Source organism: Allobosea sp. MMO-172, assembly GCF_037147855.1.
Taxonomy (GTDB): Bacteria; Pseudomonadota; Alphaproteobacteria; order Rhizobiales; family Beijerinckiaceae; genus Allobosea.
Genome location: NZ_JBBCUM010000022.1, coordinates 19,087 through 36,081 on the forward strand (window position 1 = coordinate 19,087; position 16,995 = coordinate 36,081).

At 65.0% G+C, this 16,995-nt stretch carries 18 protein-coding genes; 10 read left to right on the forward strand and 8 right to left on the reverse strand.

Going from position 1 to position 16,995, the window contains the following annotated elements:
• Positions 1–367: 367 nt before the first annotated feature.
• From dcd to uvrA, 4 genes are all read right to left on the reverse strand, one after another.
• On the reverse strand, positions 368–964 hold the full coding sequence (gene dcd / locus WFK61_RS23815; RefSeq protein WP_336814542.1) for a dCTP deaminase: 597 nt from the start codon (positions 962–964) through the stop codon (positions 368–370).
• A gap of 22 nt (positions 965–986) precedes the next feature.
• On the reverse strand, positions 987–2,231 hold the full coding sequence (locus WFK61_RS23820) for a hypothetical protein (protein WP_336814543.1): 1,245 nt from the start codon (positions 2,229–2,231) through the stop codon (positions 987–989).
• Entirely contained in the window at positions 2,203–2,634 is a 432-nt protein-coding gene (locus WFK61_RS23825; RefSeq protein WP_336814544.1) for a hypothetical protein, read from the reverse strand. Before WFK61_RS23825 ends, WFK61_RS23820 begins: the two co-directional genes overlap by 29 nt.
• Positions 2,635–2,964: 330 nt before the next feature.
• Positions 2,965–5,934 (reverse strand): excinuclease ABC subunit UvrA, encoded by a 2,970-nt coding sequence (gene uvrA / locus WFK61_RS23830; RefSeq protein WP_442896365.1) that lies wholly within the window; start codon positions 5,932–5,934, stop codon positions 2,965–2,967.
• A gap of 210 nt (positions 5,935–6,144) precedes the next feature.
• On the opposite strand from uvrA, the gene WFK61_RS23835 reads away from it, so the two are divergent.
• Together WFK61_RS23835 and WFK61_RS23840 are read left to right on the forward strand one after the other, a co-directional pair.
• Complete coding sequence (locus WFK61_RS23835) at positions 6,145–6,813, forward strand: GntR family transcriptional regulator (RefSeq protein WP_336814545.1); 669 nt, start codon at positions 6,145–6,147, stop codon at positions 6,811–6,813.
• Between the two features lie 129 nt (positions 6,814–6,942).
• The gene (locus tag WFK61_RS23840) at positions 6,943–7,509 is read left to right on the forward strand and encodes a biotin transporter BioY (protein WP_336814546.1); all 567 of its coding nucleotides are present in this window, start codon (positions 6,943–6,945) and stop codon (positions 7,507–7,509) included.
• Positions 7,510–7,620: 111 nt separating this feature from the next.
• Here WFK61_RS23840 and WFK61_RS23845 read toward each other — a convergent pair whose 3' ends face one another.
• The gene (locus tag WFK61_RS23845; protein ID WP_336814547.1) at positions 7,621–7,785 is read right to left on the reverse strand and encodes a hypothetical protein; all 165 of its coding nucleotides are present in this window, start codon (positions 7,783–7,785) and stop codon (positions 7,621–7,623) included.
• A 106-nt stretch (positions 7,786–7,891) separates the two neighbouring features.
• On the opposite strand from WFK61_RS23845, the gene WFK61_RS23850 reads away from it, so the two are divergent.
• Positions 7,892–9,208, forward strand: a complete 1,317-nt coding sequence (locus WFK61_RS23850) for a porin (RefSeq protein ID WP_336814548.1) — start codon at positions 7,892–7,894, stop codon at positions 9,206–9,208.
• Positions 9,209–9,454: 246 nt separating this feature from the next.
• Positions 9,455–9,760 carry a hypothetical protein gene (locus WFK61_RS23855; protein ID WP_336814549.1) on the forward strand — a complete coding sequence of 102 codons (306 nt, stop codon included), beginning with the start codon at positions 9,455–9,457 and terminating at the stop codon, positions 9,758–9,760.
• Positions 9,761–9,838: 78 nt separating this feature from the next.
• On the opposite strand, the gene rpiB is transcribed toward WFK61_RS23855, so the two are convergent.
• Complete coding sequence (gene rpiB, locus WFK61_RS23860; RefSeq protein ID WP_336814550.1) at positions 9,839–10,288, reverse strand: ribose 5-phosphate isomerase B; 450 nt, start codon at positions 10,286–10,288, stop codon at positions 9,839–9,841.
• A 286-nt stretch (positions 10,289–10,574) separates the two neighbouring features.
• On the opposite strand from rpiB, the gene WFK61_RS23865 reads away from it, so the two are divergent.
• The 3 genes from WFK61_RS23865 (at position 10,575) to ssb (ending at position 13,131) form a co-directional block, all read left to right on the forward strand.
• A complete protein-coding gene (locus tag WFK61_RS23865) occupies positions 10,575–11,567 on the forward strand; it encodes an ABC transporter substrate-binding protein (protein ID WP_336814551.1) in 993 nt (330 codons plus the stop codon).
• Entirely contained in the window at positions 11,564–12,421 is an 858-nt protein-coding gene (locus WFK61_RS23870; RefSeq protein WP_336814552.1) for an ABC transporter permease, read from the forward strand. Before WFK61_RS23865 ends, WFK61_RS23870 begins: the two co-directional genes overlap by 4 nt.
• 146 nt (positions 12,422–12,567) lie before the next feature.
• Positions 12,568–13,131 (forward strand): single-stranded DNA-binding protein, encoded by a 564-nt coding sequence (ssb, locus tag WFK61_RS23875; RefSeq protein ID WP_336814553.1) that lies wholly within the window; start codon positions 12,568–12,570, stop codon positions 13,129–13,131.
• A 188-nt stretch (positions 13,132–13,319) separates the two neighbouring features.
• Here ssb and WFK61_RS23880 read toward each other — a convergent pair whose 3' ends face one another.
• Together WFK61_RS23880 and WFK61_RS23885 are read right to left on the reverse strand one after the other, a co-directional pair.
• Positions 13,320–14,111, reverse strand: coding sequence for a class I SAM-dependent methyltransferase (locus tag WFK61_RS23880; RefSeq protein WP_336814554.1), 792 nt, complete (start codon positions 14,109–14,111; stop codon positions 13,320–13,322).
• Positions 14,108–14,533 (reverse strand): NUDIX hydrolase, encoded by a 426-nt coding sequence (locus WFK61_RS23885; RefSeq protein ID WP_336814555.1) that lies wholly within the window; start codon positions 14,531–14,533, stop codon positions 14,108–14,110. Before WFK61_RS23885 ends, WFK61_RS23880 begins: the two co-directional genes overlap by 4 nt.
• A 147-nt stretch (positions 14,534–14,680) precedes the next feature.
• Between WFK61_RS23885 and WFK61_RS23890 the strand changes: the two genes are divergently transcribed.
• From WFK61_RS23890 to exbB, 3 genes are all read left to right on the forward strand, one after another.
• The gene (locus tag WFK61_RS23890; protein ID WP_336814556.1) at positions 14,681–15,199 is read left to right on the forward strand and encodes a GAF domain-containing protein; all 519 of its coding nucleotides are present in this window, start codon (positions 14,681–14,683) and stop codon (positions 15,197–15,199) included.
• 7 nt (positions 15,200–15,206) lie between these two features.
• The gene (locus tag WFK61_RS23895) at positions 15,207–15,557 is read left to right on the forward strand and encodes a winged helix-turn-helix domain-containing protein (protein WP_336814557.1); all 351 of its coding nucleotides are present in this window, start codon (positions 15,207–15,209) and stop codon (positions 15,555–15,557) included.
• Between the two features lie 310 nt (positions 15,558–15,867).
• A complete protein-coding gene (exbB, locus tag WFK61_RS23900) occupies positions 15,868–16,995 on the forward strand; it encodes a tonB-system energizer ExbB (RefSeq protein ID WP_336814558.1) in 1,128 nt (375 codons plus the stop codon).

Here is a 16,995-nt window from a genome sequence, read left to right on the forward strand (position 1 = left end):
AAAGGCGGTTCGGGATGGGCCGGTTCAGACGCCAGTTCCCCTCAGCGGGTCGTCGCGCCGTCGCCTTGCCTGTCTCTCACCGGCCGAGCCTTCCAGCGAGCTCCTCGCACAGGGACCGTAGTGTCCCCAGGGCGGTGCCCCGAAGCCTCCCGGGAGCAGGGCGTAACCCCCGCCCGCAGGCGCCGACCCTCACCCAACCTCCAGCATACCTCCGGACGGCCGCCCCGTTTGGGTGATGGGCGAGAGCAGGATAGGACGGGTGATGAGGGGTGGGGATAAATTTGGAGCCGCAACAGGGAGGGCGAGAGAGCCGCAGCGCTTTAATGTCATTTTGGGCTGCCGCTGTGCGTATTCTGGAGCGAGCCTCTCAAAACAAGGTATTTGCCTCGTCGGGCCGCATGGCTTCGAGAATCTTATCGGGGGTGTAAGAGCCGAATGCAGGCTTTCGTCTGCCGCCAAACGAGGTCTTCTTCACGGTTTTTTCGCCAGCAACCTCATGGAAAAAGAGCTGGCATATACGCATGCCGGGGTAGATGCCGACCGGAACCTCACCGCAATTGAAGAGCTCCAGCGTTATTGTCCCTGAGAAACCTGGATGGATGCCTGCTGCGGTCTCGATAATTAAACCCATGCGTCCAAGCGCAGATTTTCCCGAAATATAGGCTGCAACATTCGACGGAAGCGCCAGCCACTCGAACGTGCTGGCCAACACGAAGCGGTTCGGATGAAGCACGAACTTCTGTCCAAATGGGACGAACGAAGTTTTCCCTTCACGGGCCGAAAATTGCCCTTCGTCGCGCGGTTTGGCGAAGTCGATCAGGCTTGTTCGTGTCTGTTGTAGTAAAGTAAACCAGCGGCCTAGCCGAAGATCGATCGACGTTCGCCCGATCTGAGCCTCATCCACCTCAAAAGGGTCCGGCACCAAAACAATGCGCTCGCTAGTCTCAAGCGAATTGTCTGTCATACGCTTTCTAACTTCCAGGGTGCTAAGCATTTCGGAAGCTCGCGAACTCTAGATTTTCAGCTGATTTAATAACTAGGTCGGTCAAGAAAGGGATTAGATCGACGCCATGATCAGCTAGTCGCCGCGCCTTTATAGGGTCGTTGTACACGGCCCATGCGGCGTTGATCAGCGCGCCCAGCTGAGTTTGATCGCCCACGGGGCGCCCGTGTTCGAAACAAGAAAGCGCTTTTTCACTACCGGCCAAATCGGTATCAATCGACGCATGCCTAGATACGTACGAGTATGCCGCGCTAAAAACATCAGCAGCTAGTTGCCCAACTGCATCATCTGCCATTTGAATTATGAAATCCGAAGTGGCTATACCGGAAAACGACTCGTCCATGAAGCGGGGCGAAATATTTGGGACGGCGAGATTTATGCTTGAAGAGAATTTTTGAATATATTCGACGCGAGTTTTCGTATTTGGGTATTCCCCTGAACGTCTGCCGCTAACTGTAGGGGCAATTAAATAATCAAAGGCATAGAGATAAGAGGCGCCGAAAAGTATAGCTCCAACCGCGTCGCAGAAAATCTCCTCCAATTGTCGCATGGTTGATGCTAGGCTTTTGTAGATGATCGGCTGAACGAACATATCATTTCTAATGTCCGCCCCTCTAATTTGAAATATCGTCTCGAAGCTGGCGCGATGCTTTTCATACGCTTGGTAGGTTGCTTCTTCTGCGTCAGCTTGAAATTTATCCTTGAAGTCCTTCGCCCGCCAAATGTTGTGGCCGAGCTCGTGTCCGGCTGTCGGAAATACGAGAGCATTCTCCGATTCTGACGCGGGAAGGCCAATTAGTACAAATTTAGGAAGCTCCTCTAGCCCAAACGGGTACGTAAAAGGGGAGTACCGCCAGTCGGAGGAGATAATTAGTCTAACGTCTTGGCCTACTAGGCGCTGAGAGATTTCCCGGAAAGGGAAGTACAGCTCGAAGAGATTCCTCGTCGCCGTGGAGCGAACTATAAAGCCTAAAAGCTCCATTATTCGAGTAAGTGTAAAATTTGCCTGCCGCAGCAGAGAATTCTGCAAATTGGCCGGAAACTGAGAGAATGACGAGAGTCTTCGCTTGGCGGTTTCCGCTTGCGCTCTTAACTCAATAGCTGCTGCTTTACTATCGATATTGGGGTGCTCAGAGCTAATGATTGCATCAGCTTGAGCGATAAGTCTATCAAGTTTTAAAGCGGCATTTGTTGAAAGGTCAATAGGCTCGAATTGCCATTCCGTCATGATAAGCCGATGCTCGGAGAAGGTCGATACGTTGAGATAGCGACTGATCGTGTATAGCTACGCAGAAATCTCTTAGACGTGTCAGAAATTCGGAGCCTTTTGAAGGGTCCGCTTCGACAAATTTCTCCAGAATATCATAAACACCACGTCGAAAATCGTCGACTTTGTCCGGCTTGCTCCCCATTACATCGAATGCCGATTCATAGATTGGCAAAAGCGCCAAATCGAGTGGAGCTTGTGAGGTCGTCGGGTTCTGGAGCGAGCTAAGGAGAGCTTCCATCAACTCCTTTACAGAAGTCAGGCGCATCGCCCGGCCATGGATTACGTCCTCGACCTGGATGGCAGCATCCAACGCTAACTCCCCTAGCTCTGAGGAGGACATGCGACCGGCGATCTTGCTCATGTGGCTCTCCCTGTCCCAGCTGACAAAGAACCAGGCTGATTAAGAATCGATCCCTCGAAGGCGATTTGAAAGGGTCTTCGCACGCCTTGGGTCTCGCTGCAATCAGTATGGCTAACGATTCGTTACCAATTTACGTATGGTACGCTTGCAGGCCGAGATCGGCATCCTACAGGCAAGCCGACGCCGCTTGTGTAACAGGATTGCCAATTCAGGCTTCGTCGCGCCCGGACTCGGCAAGCGCCATGCGACGGCCTGCTATAGCGAGGCGAGCGCGGGAGCTTTTTCTAAAGCATCCGAGGTTGCCGGGGATATTTCTTCCCGGTCAGCACATCACTCCGCCGCCTGCCGCTGCACCTTGCCCTTCTTGATCGGCCGGCGGTCGAGCACTTCCTTGAGGAAGCGCGCGGTGTGGCCCTTGCCGATGCGGACGATGTCCTCCGGCGTGCCCTCGGCCACCACCTGGCCGCCGCCGTCGCCGCCTTCGGGGCCCATGTCGATCACCCAGTCGGCGGTCTTCACCACCTCGAGATTGTGCTCGATCACCACCACCGAATTGCCCTGGTCGACCAGCTCGTGGAGCACCTCCATGAGCTTGGCGACGTCGTGGAAATGCAGGCCGGTCGTCGGCTCGTCGAGGATGTAGAGCGTGCGGCCGGTAGCGCGCTTCGACAATTCCTTGGAGAGTTTTACGCGCTGTGCCTCGCCGCCCGAGAGCGTCGTCGCCTGCTGGCCGACCTTGACATAGTCCAAGCCCACGCGCGCCAGCGTCTCCATCTTGTCGCGGATCGAGGGCACCGCCTTGAACAGGCCCTTCGCCTCCTCGACCGACATGTCGAGCACGTCGGCGATCGATTTGTCGCGGTATTTCACTTCGAGGGTTTCGCGATCGTAGCGCTTGCCCTTGCAGACGTCGCAGGTGACGTAGACATCCGGCAGGAAGTGCATCTCGATCTTGATGAGGCCGTCGCCCTGGCAGGCCTCGCAGCGGCCGCCCTTGACGTTGAACGAGAAGCGCCCGGCCTGATAGCCGCGCGCCTTCGCCTCTGGCAGGCCGGCGAACCATTCGCGGATCGGCGTGAAGGCGCCGGTATAGGTCGCCGGGTTCGAGCGCGGCGTGCGGCCGATCGGCGACTGGTCGATGTCGATGACCTTGTCGAGATGCTCGATGCCCTCGATGCGGTCATGCGGGGCCGGGTGGTCGATCGAGCCGTTCAGCTTGCGCGCCACCGCCTTGTAGAGCGTGTCGATCACCAGCGTCGACTTGCCGCCGCCGGAGACGCCGGTGATGCAGGTGAACATCCCCAGCGGAATCTCGACATCGACATTGCGCAGGTTGTTGCCGCGCGCGCCGACGATCTTGAGGCTGCGGCCCTTCGTGGCCTTGCGGCGCTTGGCCGGCACCGCGACCGACATCTCGCCGGTGAGGTATTTGCCGGTAAGCGAATTCGGGTCGTCGAGAATGTCCTGCGGCGTGCCCTTGGCGACGATCTCGCCGCCATGGATGCCGGCGCCGGGGCCGACATCGACGACATAGTCGGCTGTCAGGATCGCGTCCTCGTCATGCTCGACCACGATCACCGTGTTGCCGAGGTCGCGCAGGCGCCGCAGCGTGCCAAGCAGGCGCTCGTTGTCGCGCTGGTGCAGGCCGATCGAGGGCTCGTCCAGCACATAGAGCACGCCGGTGAGGCCCGAGCCGATCTGCGAGGCGAGCCGGATGCGCTGGCTCTCGCCGCCGGAGAGCGTGCCGGAGGCGCGGGCGAGCGTCAGGTATTCCAGGCCGACGTCGAGCAGGAAGGTCAGCCGGTCGCGGATTTCCTTGAGGATGCGCGGGGCGATCTCGTTCTGCTTCTTCGAGAGCCGGGCGGGCAGGGCGGTGACCCAGTCCAGCGCGTCCTTGACCGAGAGCTTCGAGACCTCGCCGATATGGCGCATGTCGATCTTCACCGCCAGCGCCTCGGGCTTCAGGCGATAGCCGTTGCAGGCGGCGCAGGGCGTCTCGGACATGAAGCGGCCGATCTCCTCGCGCGCCCAGTCCGACTCCGTCTCCTTCCAGCGCCGCTCCATATTGGTGATGACGCCCTCGAAGGGCTTCTTCACCTCGTAGCTGCGCAAGCCGTCATTATAGGCCATGCGCACGGGCTCGGTGCCCGTGCCGAACAGGATCGCCTTGCGGGCGCTCTCCGGCAGCTCCGACCAGGGCTTGGTCATCGAGAAGCCGAAATGCTTGGCGAGCGCTTCCAGCGTCTGGCCGTAATAGGGCGAGGTCGACTTGGCCCAGGGGGCGATGGCGCCCTTCTTCAGCGTCAGCGAATGATCCGGGACGATCATGTCCGAGTCGATCCGCATCTCGTGGCCGAGGCCGTCGCAGACCGGGCAGGCGCCGAACGGGTTGTTGAACGAGAACAGCCGGGGCTCGATCTCAGGGATCGTGAAGCCGGAGACCGGGCAGGCGAATTTCGAGGAGAAGGTGACGCGCCTGGCTTCGCCGTTCTCCTCCTTCTCGTCGGCATATTCGAAGACAGCGATGCCGTCGGTCAGCTCCAGCGCCTGCTCCAGCGAGTCGGCGAGGCGGGCGCCGAGGTCCGGGCGGATGACGATGCGGTCCACCACCACGTCGATGTCGTGCTTGAACTTCTTGTCGAGCGCCGGCGCGTCCGGGATCTCGTAGAACTCGCCATTGACCTTGACGCGCTGGAAGCCGCGCTTCAGCCAGTCGGCCATCTCCTTCCTGAACTCGCCCTTGCGGCCGCGGACCACCGGCGCGAGCAGGTAGCCGCGCGTCTTCTCCGGCAATTCGACCATGCGGTCGACCATCTGCTGCACGGTCTGGCTCTCGATCGGCAGGCCGGTCGCCGGCGAATAGGGGATGCCGGCGCGCGCCCAGAGCAGGCGCATGTAGTCGTGGATCTCGGTGACCGTGCCGACGGTCGAGCGCGGGTTCTTCGAGGTGGTCTTCTGCTCGATCGAGATCGCCGGCGAGAGCCCGTCGATCTGATCGACATCGGGCTTCTGCATCATCTCGAGGAACTGGCGGGCATAGGCCGAGAGCGACTCGACATAGCGGCGCTGGCCTTCCGCATAGATCGTGTCGAAGGCGAGCGAGGACTTGCCCGAGCCCGAGAGGCCGGTGAAGACCACGAGCTTGTCGCGCGGGATGGCGAGATCGACATTCTTGAGATTGTGCTCGCGCGCGCCGCGCACGGTGATGGCGCGGCTGTTCGGATCGGCCGCGCGGTTGCGGTCGAACATGTCTTCCAGCGCAGCGGCCTGGGCAGCGGCGGTATCGGTCTTGCGGGCCATCGGGGCGTCCGTTGCGGTGAAGCGCTAGATGTAGGGCAAATGCCGGGCCGTTCCAGCCTCGCGGCGATCTGCCCGGCATGAATAGCACGCAGCCGTGCCGGCTGCTGCCGTCTTCCTGACAGGAAACGTCAGGATCGGCGAGGGCTCGATATGGGGATTGTCGCACCGATCGCAATCGACTCCGCCGCGCGCTCGAATTATCTATAAATCATGACGAAGCCTGCCGAAGACACCATCGCCGTCCGCATCGCCAAGGCCCTGGCCGAGCGGATCATCGCCGGAACGATCGAGCCCGGCTCGCGCCTGCGGCAGGACCATGTCGCCGAGGAATTCGAGACCAGCCATGTCCCGGTGCGCGAGGCTTTCCGCCGGCTGGAGGCGCAGGGCCTGGCGATCAGCGAGCCGCGCCGGGGCGTCCGCGTCGCTTCCTTCGACCTCTCGGAGGTGAAGGAGGTGGCGGCGATGCGCGCGGCGCTGGAGGTGCTGGCGCTGCGCCATGCCGCGCCGCATCTCACCGCCGCCATCCTCGACAAGGCCGAGCAAGCGCGGCGCGATTGCGACGCCGCCACCGATGTCCGGGCCTGGGAGGAGGCGAATCGGCGCTTTCACCGCACATTGGTCGCGCCTTGCGGGATGAAGCGCCTGCTCGCGACGATCGACGATCTCCATGCTGCGAGCGCGCGTTTCCTGTTCTCGGCCTGGCGCTCGGAATGGGAGGCGCGCACCGACCATGACCACCGAGCGATCCTCAACGCCCTGCGCAATGGCGACCTGGAAACCGCGATCGCGACGCTGGCGCGGCACGCGCAATGGATCGGCGAGCGCCCGGTTCGCACCGCCTCCGGAGCGACGCGCGGGGCCTTCGCCATCGTCGGTTAGGCGTTGTCCGTCTCCGGCGTGGGCGGTTTCGCACAAAGGGCGCACTTGCCTTTTCCGGCGAGATATGGACTTCCTCATAGATCAAAGATCGAAATTATAGATAATTTTGATCGCGACGAAGGAGTGACCATGACCGATCTTGCCCTCAGCCGTCCGTTCAGCCCGCTGCGGCTGGAAAGCCGCTCGCTCGCCTGGCAGGCCGGCGCCGTGATCGTCGGCAGCCTGCTGCTGGCCCTGTCCTCGCAGATCAAGGTGCCGATGTACCCGGTGCCGATGACGATGCAGACTTTTGCCGTGACGCTGATCGGCGCGCTCTATGGCTGGCGCCTCGGCGCGGTCACCGTCATCGCCTGGCTGGCGCAGGGCGCGATGGGCCTGCCGGTCTTCGCCGGCGCTGTCGGCGGCGCTGCCTATTTCGCCGGCCCGACCGGCGGCTACCTGCTGGCTTTCCCCTTCGCCGCGGCCCTGACCGGCTGGCTGGCGCAGCAGGGCTGGAACGGCAGCCGCGTCGGCCTCGCCTTCGCCGCGATGCTGGCCGGCAACGCGCTTTGCCTGGTGATCGGCGTGGCCTGGCTCGGCACCCTGATCGGCCTGTCCAAGGCGATCGCCGTCGGCGCGGTGCCCTTCATCCTCGGCGCCATCCTGAAGTCGGGGCTGGCTGCCGCGACGCTCAAGGCCTTCGCGCCGCGCGGCTGAGACTGCCAAACGATCTGACGTCAATGAACCGGCGGGCTTGGGCCTGCCGGTTTTTTTATTGGGCTTTTTGAGCGGGGGCCGAGCCGAGGTGCCTCGGCCAGTTGAGCGCGCCTAGCGCAGGGCGCTTCCGAACGAATCCGTCTGGCGAGCCGGGGCGCCGATGCCCGGGTGCGTATAGGCCGGCCCGTCGGCCCTCGCACGGGGAACGGTATCCTGCGTGGTGCAGCCGATCGGTCCGAGAAGCATGAAGGCCAGGGCAACATAGCGTTTCAACATCGCGAACTCCCTCGCTGTCGCCCGGAACCGGGGTTGGAGATTTCATAGCGTTCCTCGCGCCCGAATGCGATGATCGCGCGAGACGTCCACGGTCCCCGCCAAACGCATGCTTCCTGACGAGACACGCGATCCGCCGGTTTGGCGCGGCATTGTGCCGATCGCGGCGAGGATTTATGGCACGGCGGTGCTGGCCACGGCCTGCCTCGTCCTGTTCGCGGACTCTCCGGTTCGCGCCGCGAGCAAGCCTCCTCAGTTCCTGCGCAGCTGCACGATCGCGCCGCCGGACCCGGCGCCGCTTTTCGCGTTGCCCGGCGGGTCGAAATCCGCGGCCAAGACCGATGACGATGACGATGAGGATGGAGGCGAAGACGGGGATGACGAGAGCCCTCGCGGCTTCGTCTCGCCGAACGCCGGCACCTGCATCGCGGTGTCGGGCTCGGTCAATGCCGGGCTCCAGCGCGACGACTACAAGGCGAATGCGCTGGCGCGGGCGACCGGGCAGGTTCCGGAGAACGCCACCAGCTTTCCCCTGAGCGCCAGCTTCCGGATCGAGACCGGACGGATGCTTGCCGATGGCCATTATCTGGCGACCGCCTTCGGGTTCTCCATGGATACGAACAGCGAAGGCGGCAGCGACCTGACGATGAGCGAGGCCAGCGTCACATTCGGCGCCTTCGCCTTCGGATTGACAGGCTCGCGCTTCGATTTCTGGGCTGGCGACGACTTCGCCTTCATCGGGCGGATTCCGAGCCGGACGGTCGCCCTGATCGGCTACGGGCGGCAATTGACCGAGCAGCTCAGCCTGTCGCTTTCGGTCGAAGATGCCTCTGCCGACCGGCGCACGGTGTTGCCGGCCGGGGGATATCGCATGCCCGACGGCGTCGCGCGCCTGCTTTACGAGCAGGGCGGCTTGACGCTGCACGGGGCCGTTGCGGCGCGCGAGGTGCCGGGGGCTAATTCCAGTCGTGTCGGCCGGGCGGCGATCATCGGCGCGACCTGGGAGCAAAAACTTCTGGAGCGGCCGCTGACGCTGACAGCCCAGATCGCCGGTGCCATCGACGCTGCGCCCTATATCGGCTCGAAGCTCGACCAGCGTACGGCCTTTTCGGTCCTGACCGGCGACCTGACGACACGTGGCTGGTCCGGCGTGGTCGCGGTAGGGCGGGAGTGGACGGACGAATGGTCGAGCAACGCCTATGTCAGCCGCTACCGCCTTTCGATCCCGAACCTGTCCGGGCTGTCCGGCCGGATCCAGATCGATCGCGTGGCGGCGAACATGGTGTGGGCGCCGATCAAGGGACTGCGCCTCGGCCTCGAAGGCTCGCTCGCCTGGCAGAAGCTCGACATCGCCGGGAACGCGCGCGCAGCGAGCCTTTCAGGCCGGCAGAGCTCGGCACAGATTTTCATCGAGCGAAGCTTCTGATGCCAGGCCGCATCGCGTAGGCGCAACTACGGTCTGTAAAGGGTCGTGGGCGGACCTTGAGGCTTCTCAGGGCGCAAGCTATCTTAGGCACTCATGTCAGGCCAAACTGCGATCAGCCGTAGCGCTGCCCTATCTACCGCCATAATGCTGGCGGCAGCCTTCCAATTTCTAGCTCTGTCCATCTTCCTTTCGCGTCCAGAGTTCGGATGGCGCGATGTGGCATTTTCTATAATAAGCGCAGTAGCGATGAGCTTCGTCGTTTCGGTTCTTTTCTGCTTACCAGCCGTCCTTCGCGCTACCGCCGTTAATCCCGTGAAGGCCTACTTGCTCAGCTACATCGTTGGCTTTTTTACCATCACGCTTTTTTCGGAAATGCTGACCTCTCACTTTCTTGGGTGGCCGCTAGATCAACATTATCGCCTGTCGGTGGGAGAGACGCTTATTGGGGCGATGCTCATTACTATCTTGGCCACACCATTGGCCGCGTTAGGTGCCGCGATCATTGGCGTCGTATCGAGGCTTATTCCGAGCGTTCGCCTTGGTTGTTCGTAGATCGAATTATGTCCGCTATGGGTCGAAAGCGGGCTTCGGCTTTCCTGTGCGCATTGACCCGTGAGCGCTACGCCCGCGCTACCCCTCCAGCGCCGCGATCATCTCCACCCGCGTCGCATGCCGGCCACCTTCGAATGTGGCACTGAGGAAGGCGTCGACGATCTCCAGCGCCAGCCCTTCGCCCACCACCCGGGCGCCGAGCGAGAGCATGTTGGCGTCGTTGTGCTCGCGGATCATGCGGGCCGAGAAGGTGTCGGAACAGACGCCGCAGCGGATGCCCCTGACCTTGTTCGCGGCCATCATGATGCCCTGGCCGGTGCCGCATAGGATAATGCCGAGCCGGCAATCGCCGGAGGCGACGCGCCTTGCAGCCGCTTCGCCATGTTTCGGATAGGGCGTGCTCTCCGGCGTCGTCGGGCCGATATCGACCACGGTCCAGCCCCGTGCCGACAAATGCTTTGCGATAGCCTGCCGGAGCGGGATGGCGGCGTGGTCGCTGGAGAGCACAAGGCGGTTATCGGCGGTCACGGTGGGATCGTCCTGTTTCGCGCTGGCAGCGGGCGGCCTGATCCCGTTGGATCAGGCGCGTCATGGGCCGTCAATGCGTCTCACGTTTCAGACGAGCTTGCCGCGGCCCGTTCGGTCCTGACGGGCGCTGACAGGGGCGGGCTCGCCTCGCCGGTCCGATTGCGCGATGCTCGCCCGGGAAAGGCCAGGCGGGCGGATCAAACCGCCCGGTCCTGCGTTTCAGCGCGAGCCGCCCCAGCCATCGGCCCGGCGGCGCCAGCCATGAGCGATCGGGGGAGCGATGATGATGAAGGCCCTTCTTGGAGCAGCGACGCTTGCGCTCGGCCTCGGCCTTGGCGCGCCGGCCATGGCCTGCGAACTCGACCGGCAGCTGAAGATGGCCGGTCTCGACTATGATTCCGCCGCCTTCCACACCGCCGTCGCCAGCGCGATCGCCGAGCGTGGCTTCGGCTGCAAGGTCGAGCGCGTGCCAGGCGTGATCGCGCCGCTGGTCAACGGCATGGCACGCGGCGATGTCGATATCGTCATGGAAATCTGGATGGCCAACCCGGTCGATGCCTGGGTGAAGGCGGCCGAGGCCGGCAAGGTCGAGCCGCTCGGCACCACCTTCCCGGATGCGAGCGAGGGCTGGTTCGTGCCGCGCTATCTCGTCTCGGGCGCCGATGCCAAGGCGCCGGACCTCAGGAAGCCCGAGGACCTGAAGCGCTACAAGGCCTTGTTCGCCGACCCGGAGGAGCCGGGGAAGGGGCGCTTCTACAATTGCGTCGCCGGCTGGGTCTGCGAGGGCATCAACACCAAGAAGCTCGCGGTCTACGGGCTCGCTGATGACTTCACCAATACGCGCGGCGGTTCGGGCGAGGCGCTGGTCGCCGCGATCGAGGCCGCGCTGAAGCGCAAGCGCCCGGTCGTGTTCTATTACTGGGGGCCGAGCTGGCTGCTCGGCGCCTATGATCTCGTCAAGCTGGAGGAGGCGCCCTTCGACGCGAGCATCTGGGCCGAGCTCAAGGCGAGCGACGCTCCCAAACGCGCCACGGCCTATCCGACCAGCAAGGTCGTGATCGGCGCCAATGTCGATCTCGCCAGGAAGGCGCCGCAGCTCGCCGGCTTCTTCAAGAGCTATGGCACGACCAGCGACGTGACCTCGAAGATGCTGGCCGAAGCCCGCGAGAAGGGCGTCACGCCCGAGCAGCAGGCGCTCGTCTTCCTGAAGACGCAGGGCGAGACCTGGAAGAAATGGCTGCCGGCCGATGTCGCCGGCAAGGTTGCTGCGAGCCTGTGACGACCGCCTTGGTGCCGGATTTCGGGAGGACCCTGCAAGGCGCGATCAACCGGGCCGTCGATGCCCTCGTCACCGGTTATGGCGACAGGCTCGATGGTTTCGGTGCGGCGCTGACGGCGCCTGTCCGCCTGGCCGAGACGCTGCTTCAGCATGTCCCGGCCCCGGCCTTCGTGTTGGCGGTCGCGGCCGGCGCCTGGCTCGCGACGCGGCGGGTCGGTTTCGCATTAGCAATGGCGGCCCTGCCGCTGGCGCTTGCGGGACTAGGGGTCTGGGGCGAGGCGATGCAGTCGCTCGCTCTGGTGACGGTCGCCGTCGTCTTCGTCGTGCTGCTGGGCTTGCCGCTCGGCGTCGCCGCGGCGCGGCTGCCGCGATTGGGGCGGGCGCTCGCACCGCTCTACGACCTCATGCAGACCATCCCGAGCTTCGTCTACCTCATCCCCGTCGCGATGCTGCTCGGGCTCGGTCGCGCGCCGGCTCTCGTCGCGACGCTGGTCTATGCGCTGCCGCCCTTCGCCCGCCTGACCGAACTCGGCCTGCGCGGCGTCGATGCCGGGCTGGTCGAGGCCTCGCGGGCTTTGGGCCTCAGGCCGCGCCAGACCTTCTGGCTGATCGAATTGCCGCTGGCCCGGCCGACAATCCTGCAGGGGCTGAACCAGGCGATCATGATGGCGCTCGCCATGGTCGTGGTCGCCTCGATGATCGGCGCCAAGGGGCTGGGCGAGGTCGTGCTGCTCGGCCTGCAACGAGCCGATCCCGGCCTCGGCTTCGTCGGCGGGTTCGGCATCGTCCTGCTCGCGGTGCTGCTCGACCGGATGGCGCAGGCGGTTCTCGGAGCCCGACAGCCGCCACGTTGACCAGTCAGCGAATCAGCGGGGGAAAACCATGCTCGAAGCACTTGAACAAAACAGGAACATCATTGATAATGCCTCAATCGGCCGATAGGGTTCGGCTCCGGTCACAAGGCCGGTTTGTGTGAAGTGCGCAGGAAACGGAGCCTGTCATGGCTGGTAGCGTCAACAAGGTCATTCTGGTCGGCAATCTCGGGCGCGATCCCGAAGTGCGCCGCCTCGGCAGCGGCGAGCCTGTCGTCAATCTGCGTATCGCCACCTCCGAGACCTGGCGCGACAAGCAGAGCGGCGAGCGCAAGGAGCGCACCGAGTGGCACTCGGTCGTGATCTTCAACGAGAACCTGGCGAAGGTCGCCGAGCAGTACCTGAAGAAGGGCTCGAAGATCTATATCGAGGGCCAGCTCCAGACCCGGAAATGGCAGGACCAATCCGGCGTCGAGAAATATACCACCGAGATCGTGCTGCAGCGCTTCCGCGGTGAGCTCACCATCCTCGACAGCCGCCAGGGCGGCGGCGACGAGTATGGCGAGGGTGGCGGCAGCAGCGGCGGCTATATGGACGATCGCTCGGGCGGCGGCGGTGGCGGCTCCTTCGGCCGTTCCAGCGCGATGGGCGGTGGCGGCGGCGGTTCGCGCCAGCCGGCGATGTCGGGCGGTGGCGGTGGTGGCGGCGGACGCTCGTCGTCCAGCCATCTCGACGACGATATCCCGTTCTAGGGCTTGGGAATTTTTCTCGGAAACGCACCGTCATCCCGGGCTTGACCCGGGATCCATTCCGGAGCGCCTCCGATCAAGGTTCAGGCATGGATCCCGGATCTTCGCTTCGCTGAGTCCGGGATGACGAGCTTTGCCTGTGGTTTCAGAAGGGCCGGCTCTCGCAAGGGAGCCGGCCTTTCCGTTTCGGCTCAGGGCCGCGCGATGACGAGGCGCAGCGAGCCGTCGAAGCTCGGCTGGTTGCGCAGGAAGCCATAGCAATCGTCCCAGGCGCCGCATGCGAGGTCCTGGCGCAGCTTCTCGATCGAGGCGGCGTTCCGCGCCTCGTCGACGAAGCTCCAGGCCGAGCAGGCCGAGCGGGCGCCCGGATCGAGGAACAGCTCCGGCCGGCCGTAATAGGCCTCGTTGAAGCCGTCGCGGCAGTCGAGCGGGATCGGCACCGCGACGATCTCGACATCGCCGCCCAGCACCGTGCCGATATGGCCGAGCGAGGGATAGCGCCGCGCCTCGGTCGCCAGCACCTCCGGCGCGTAATGATTGAGCCAGAAGGCCTGCACCAGCTCGGGATCGCAGGAAAGGATCGCGACCGGCCCGCGCGTCACCCGGCGCATCTCGCGCAGCCCCGCATCGAGGTTTGCCCATTGATGCACGGTGAAGGTCGCCATGCTCGCGTCGAAATGACCGTCGGGAAAGGGCAGGGCCTCCGCGGTCGCGTCGATCGCGGCGACGATATCGGCCGGGCGCTGCGCCCGCATCGAGGCGGAAGGCTCGACCGCCGTCATGTCGCGGCCGCGCGGCTCATAGGAGCCGGCGCCGGCGCCGACATTGAGGATGCGCCGGGCCGGGCCGAGCGCCGCCTCGATCAGGGCGGCGATGGCGGGCTCGGGCTGGCGATAGGAAGCGTAGCCCTGTCCGATGCGGCCGTAATCGGCGTCACCGGCGCTGCCATCCGCCCGGCGCGGGCTCGCAATCAGGTCGTTCATCGTGTCGTCTCCGTCAGCAGGGAGTGCCAGAGCGGCAAGGCGTGATCGCGCGTCAGCGGGGCGAGCGGAAGCGTGGCGGCCGTACCGGGATCGAGCCAGGCGATCTCGGCGATCTCCGCCGCGGGGCGTGGCTCGCCATCGAGAGGCAGGGCGAAAAGCTCGGCCTCGACGATGAAGCCCGGCTCGTTGGCGGCAGGGGCCGCGAAACGCCCGCAATGGCGCGCGGCTTCGGGTGAGGTGGCGAGTCCCAGCTCTTCCCGGAGTTCACGGGCGAGCGCATCGAGGGGCTGTTCGCCGGGCTCGATCTTGCCGCCCGGCTGCATGAACCAGGCGGTGCCGCGCTTGCGGACGAGCAGCAGGCGCTGGCCAGCGTCGGTCAGCAGGGCGGCTGCGATGCGGATTCGCTGGATACCCTCGCTCAAGATCGATTCCCTATCCGATGAGGCGCGCGAGGATTGGCACGATCGGCGGGGGGCGGGGAAGGGGCCTCTTCGATGGCGTGGCCGGGAGGATGGTGATAGGAACCGGCGCTGGATTTCGAGAGCCAACGCAAGCGAGGCGTCAGGATCATGTTCGAGGCACGCAGCATCGCCGCCGGCAGCAAGCCGGACTTCTATCGCGAGCTCGCCGGGCAGCTCGAGGCCCTGCTCGCCGGCGAAAGCGATCCCGTAGCCAACGCCGCCAACACCTCCGCCCTGCTGTTCCAGATGATGCCGGACCTGAACTGGGCCGGGTTCTACATCATGCGCGGTGGCGAGCTGGTGCTCGGCCCGTTCCAGGGCAAGCCGGCCTGCGTCCGCATTCCCGTCGGCAAGGGCGTCTGCGGTGCGGCGGTCGCCCAGCGGAAAACGATGCTGGTCGAGGACGTCCATGCCTTCCCCGGCCATATCGCCTGCGATGCGGCCTCGCGCTCCGAACTGGTCGTGCCGCTCCATGGCCGCGACGGCGTCATCGGCGTGATCGATCTCGACAGCCCGTCGCCGGCGCGATTCGATGCCGACGACCAGGCGGGCATCGAACGCATCGCGGCGATCTGGCTCGCCGCCTGCGGCGAAGGCGCGCAGGCGAACCTCGCCAAAGCCTCCTGAGGCGGCGGTGCCCTCGCTGAGCCTGCGCATCCAGCTCGACCCCGAGGGCAGGATCGGCCCCGGCAAGATCGCGCTGCTCGAGAACATCGCGATGCATGGTTCGATCTCGGCTGCCGGCCGGGCGATGGAGATGTCCTACCGGCGCGCCTGGGAACTGGTCGAGGAACTGAACGTGCTCTTCGGCAAGCCGGTGGTCGAGCGTCAGGTCGGCGGGCGCAATGGCGGCGGCGCGCAACTGACGGCGCTGGGCGAAGCGCTGATCCTGCGCTTCCGGGCGGTCGAGCAGGCTGCGGCCGAGGCCGCGGCGACGCATCTCGCGGCGTTGCAGGCCGAGATCGACCGGCCCGAGCGCGGCTGACAGGCCGGTACGCGCCGCGTCGGCGGCGCCTTGCATTCATCGAATAGCGGATATGTGAGGGCCGTCCGGCAGCGCGGGCAGGCCTGATTTCGCGTGGCCGAGGCCCATGCGGGGCCATGCCCGGCGAGCCGCTTTTTCTTGACATGCCCGCCCGATTCGAACAGGCGTATCGCATATGCAGCATCGGTGCTGCAAGTCTTTTTTTGTAATGATTCCAATGAGGAAGCTGCCGGCCTCCAGGGACCCGGCGGCAGGGCCGTGGAGCCGGCGAAAGCCGGCACGGCGCTCCTCCAGAGAAGGCTGATTTGTGATGATGCGTGCGTTCCGTCTGGCTCTGGTTGCGATGAGCCTGTCCGTGGTGGCGGCCCAGGCTCAGGTGCCGGGGCAAACCGCCCCGCAGACGCCGGCCGATGCGGCTCCGCCCGCGGCGCAGGCTCAGCCGGCCGCCCCGAGCCAGCCAGTTGTTCCCAGCCAGCCGGCGGCGGCACAGCCAGCCGCTCCCGTTCAGCAAGCCGCCCCGGCCCAGCCGGGAGCTCCGACCACTCCGCTGCCGCCCGCTCTGCCCCAGCTCAGCATCAACCCGCCCAGCACGGCTCACCCGCCGCTGACGCCCGGCAATGCAGCCACGTCCTCGCCGGCGACGCCCGTGGTCGCTCCGCCGGCTGCGGCGGCCACCCTGCCGCATGACCTGTCGCCCTGGGGCATGTTCATGGCGGCCGATATCGTCGTGAAGGGCGTGATGCTCGGGCTCGCCTTCGCCTCGCTGGTGACCTGGACGATCTGGCTCGCCAAGGCGATGGAGCTCGCCGCCGCCAAGCGTTCGGCCGGCCGGGCGCTGCGCCGCATCGAGGCGGCCGACAACCTGAATGCTGCGGCCAGTGCTGCCGCCGGCAAGAACGGCAAGCTGCGCGGCGCCGTCGGCCAATTGCTCTCGGCGGCCCTTGCCGAGACGCGCCGTTCGGCCGATCTCGGCGAGGACGGCATCAAGGAGCGCGTCGCCATTGCGCTCTCGCGGATCGAGGCGCGCGCCGGCCGCTCCATGGCGCGCGGCACCGGCCTGCTCGCCACGATCGGCTCGACCGCGCCCTTCGTCGGCCTGTTCGGCACGGTCTGGGGCATCATGAATTCCTTCATCGGCATCAGCCAGGCCAAGACAACCAATCTCGCCGTCGTCGCGCCGGGCATCGCCGAGGCGCTGCTGGCGACCGCGATCGGCCTCGTCGCCGCCATTCCCGCCGTCATCATCTACAACGTCTTCGCCCGCGCGATTACCGGCTACCGGGCCACGCTCTCCGATGCCTCGGGCGAGATCCTGCGCCATCTCTCGCGCGACCTGGAGCGCCGCCAGCGCGCCGTCGCGCCGGCTCCGCGCGCGGCCTCGGCCTCCTCGGCTTCCGCCGCAGCGGCGGCGCCTGCGCCGCTCGTTCCGGCGGAGTGA

Bases quoted from the DNA above. Each gene is read 5' to 3' on its own strand.
- WFK61_RS23850 (WP_336814548.1), top strand. From the start codon at position 7,892: ATGCTTCCTGACGAGACACGCGATCCGCCGGTTTGGCGCGGCATTGTG.
- WFK61_RS23840 (WP_336814546.1), top strand. From the start codon at position 6,943: ATGACCGATCTTGCCCTCAGCCGTCCGTTCAGCCCGCTGCGGCTGGAA.
- WFK61_RS23845 (WP_336814547.1), bottom strand. From the start codon at position 7,785: ATGTTGAAACGCTATGTTGCCCTGGCCTTCATGCTTCTCGGACCGATC.
- WFK61_RS23825 (WP_336814544.1), bottom strand. From the start codon at position 2,634: ATGAGCAAGATCGCCGGTCGCATGTCCTCCTCAGAGCTAGGGGAGTTA.
- ssb (WP_336814553.1), top strand. From the start codon at position 12,568: ATGGCTGGTAGCGTCAACAAGGTCATTCTGGTCGGCAATCTCGGGCGC.
- WFK61_RS23890 (WP_336814556.1), top strand. From the start codon at position 14,681: ATGTTCGAGGCACGCAGCATCGCCGCCGGCAGCAAGCCGGACTTCTAT.
- exbB (WP_336814558.1), top strand. From the start codon at position 15,868: ATGATGCGTGCGTTCCGTCTGGCTCTGGTTGCGATGAGCCTGTCCGTG.
- WFK61_RS23880 (WP_336814554.1), bottom strand. From the start codon at position 14,111: ATGAACGACCTGATTGCGAGCCCGCGCCGGGCGGATGGCAGCGCCGGT.
- dcd (WP_336814542.1), bottom strand. From the start codon at position 964: ATGACAGACAATTCGCTTGAGACTAGCGAGCGCATTGTTTTGGTGCCG.
- WFK61_RS23865 (WP_336814551.1), top strand. From the start codon at position 10,575: ATGAAGGCCCTTCTTGGAGCAGCGACGCTTGCGCTCGGCCTCGGCCTT.
- WFK61_RS23835 (WP_336814545.1), top strand. From the start codon at position 6,145: ATGACGAAGCCTGCCGAAGACACCATCGCCGTCCGCATCGCCAAGGCC.
- uvrA (WP_442896365.1), bottom strand. From the start codon at position 5,934: ATGGCCCGCAAGACCGATACCGCCGCTGCCCAGGCCGCTGCGCTGGAA.
- WFK61_RS23855 (WP_336814549.1), top strand. From the start codon at position 9,455: ATGAGCTTCGTCGTTTCGGTTCTTTTCTGCTTACCAGCCGTCCTTCGC.
- WFK61_RS23820 (WP_336814543.1), bottom strand. From the start codon at position 2,231: ATGACGGAATGGCAATTCGAGCCTATTGACCTTTCAACAAATGCCGCT.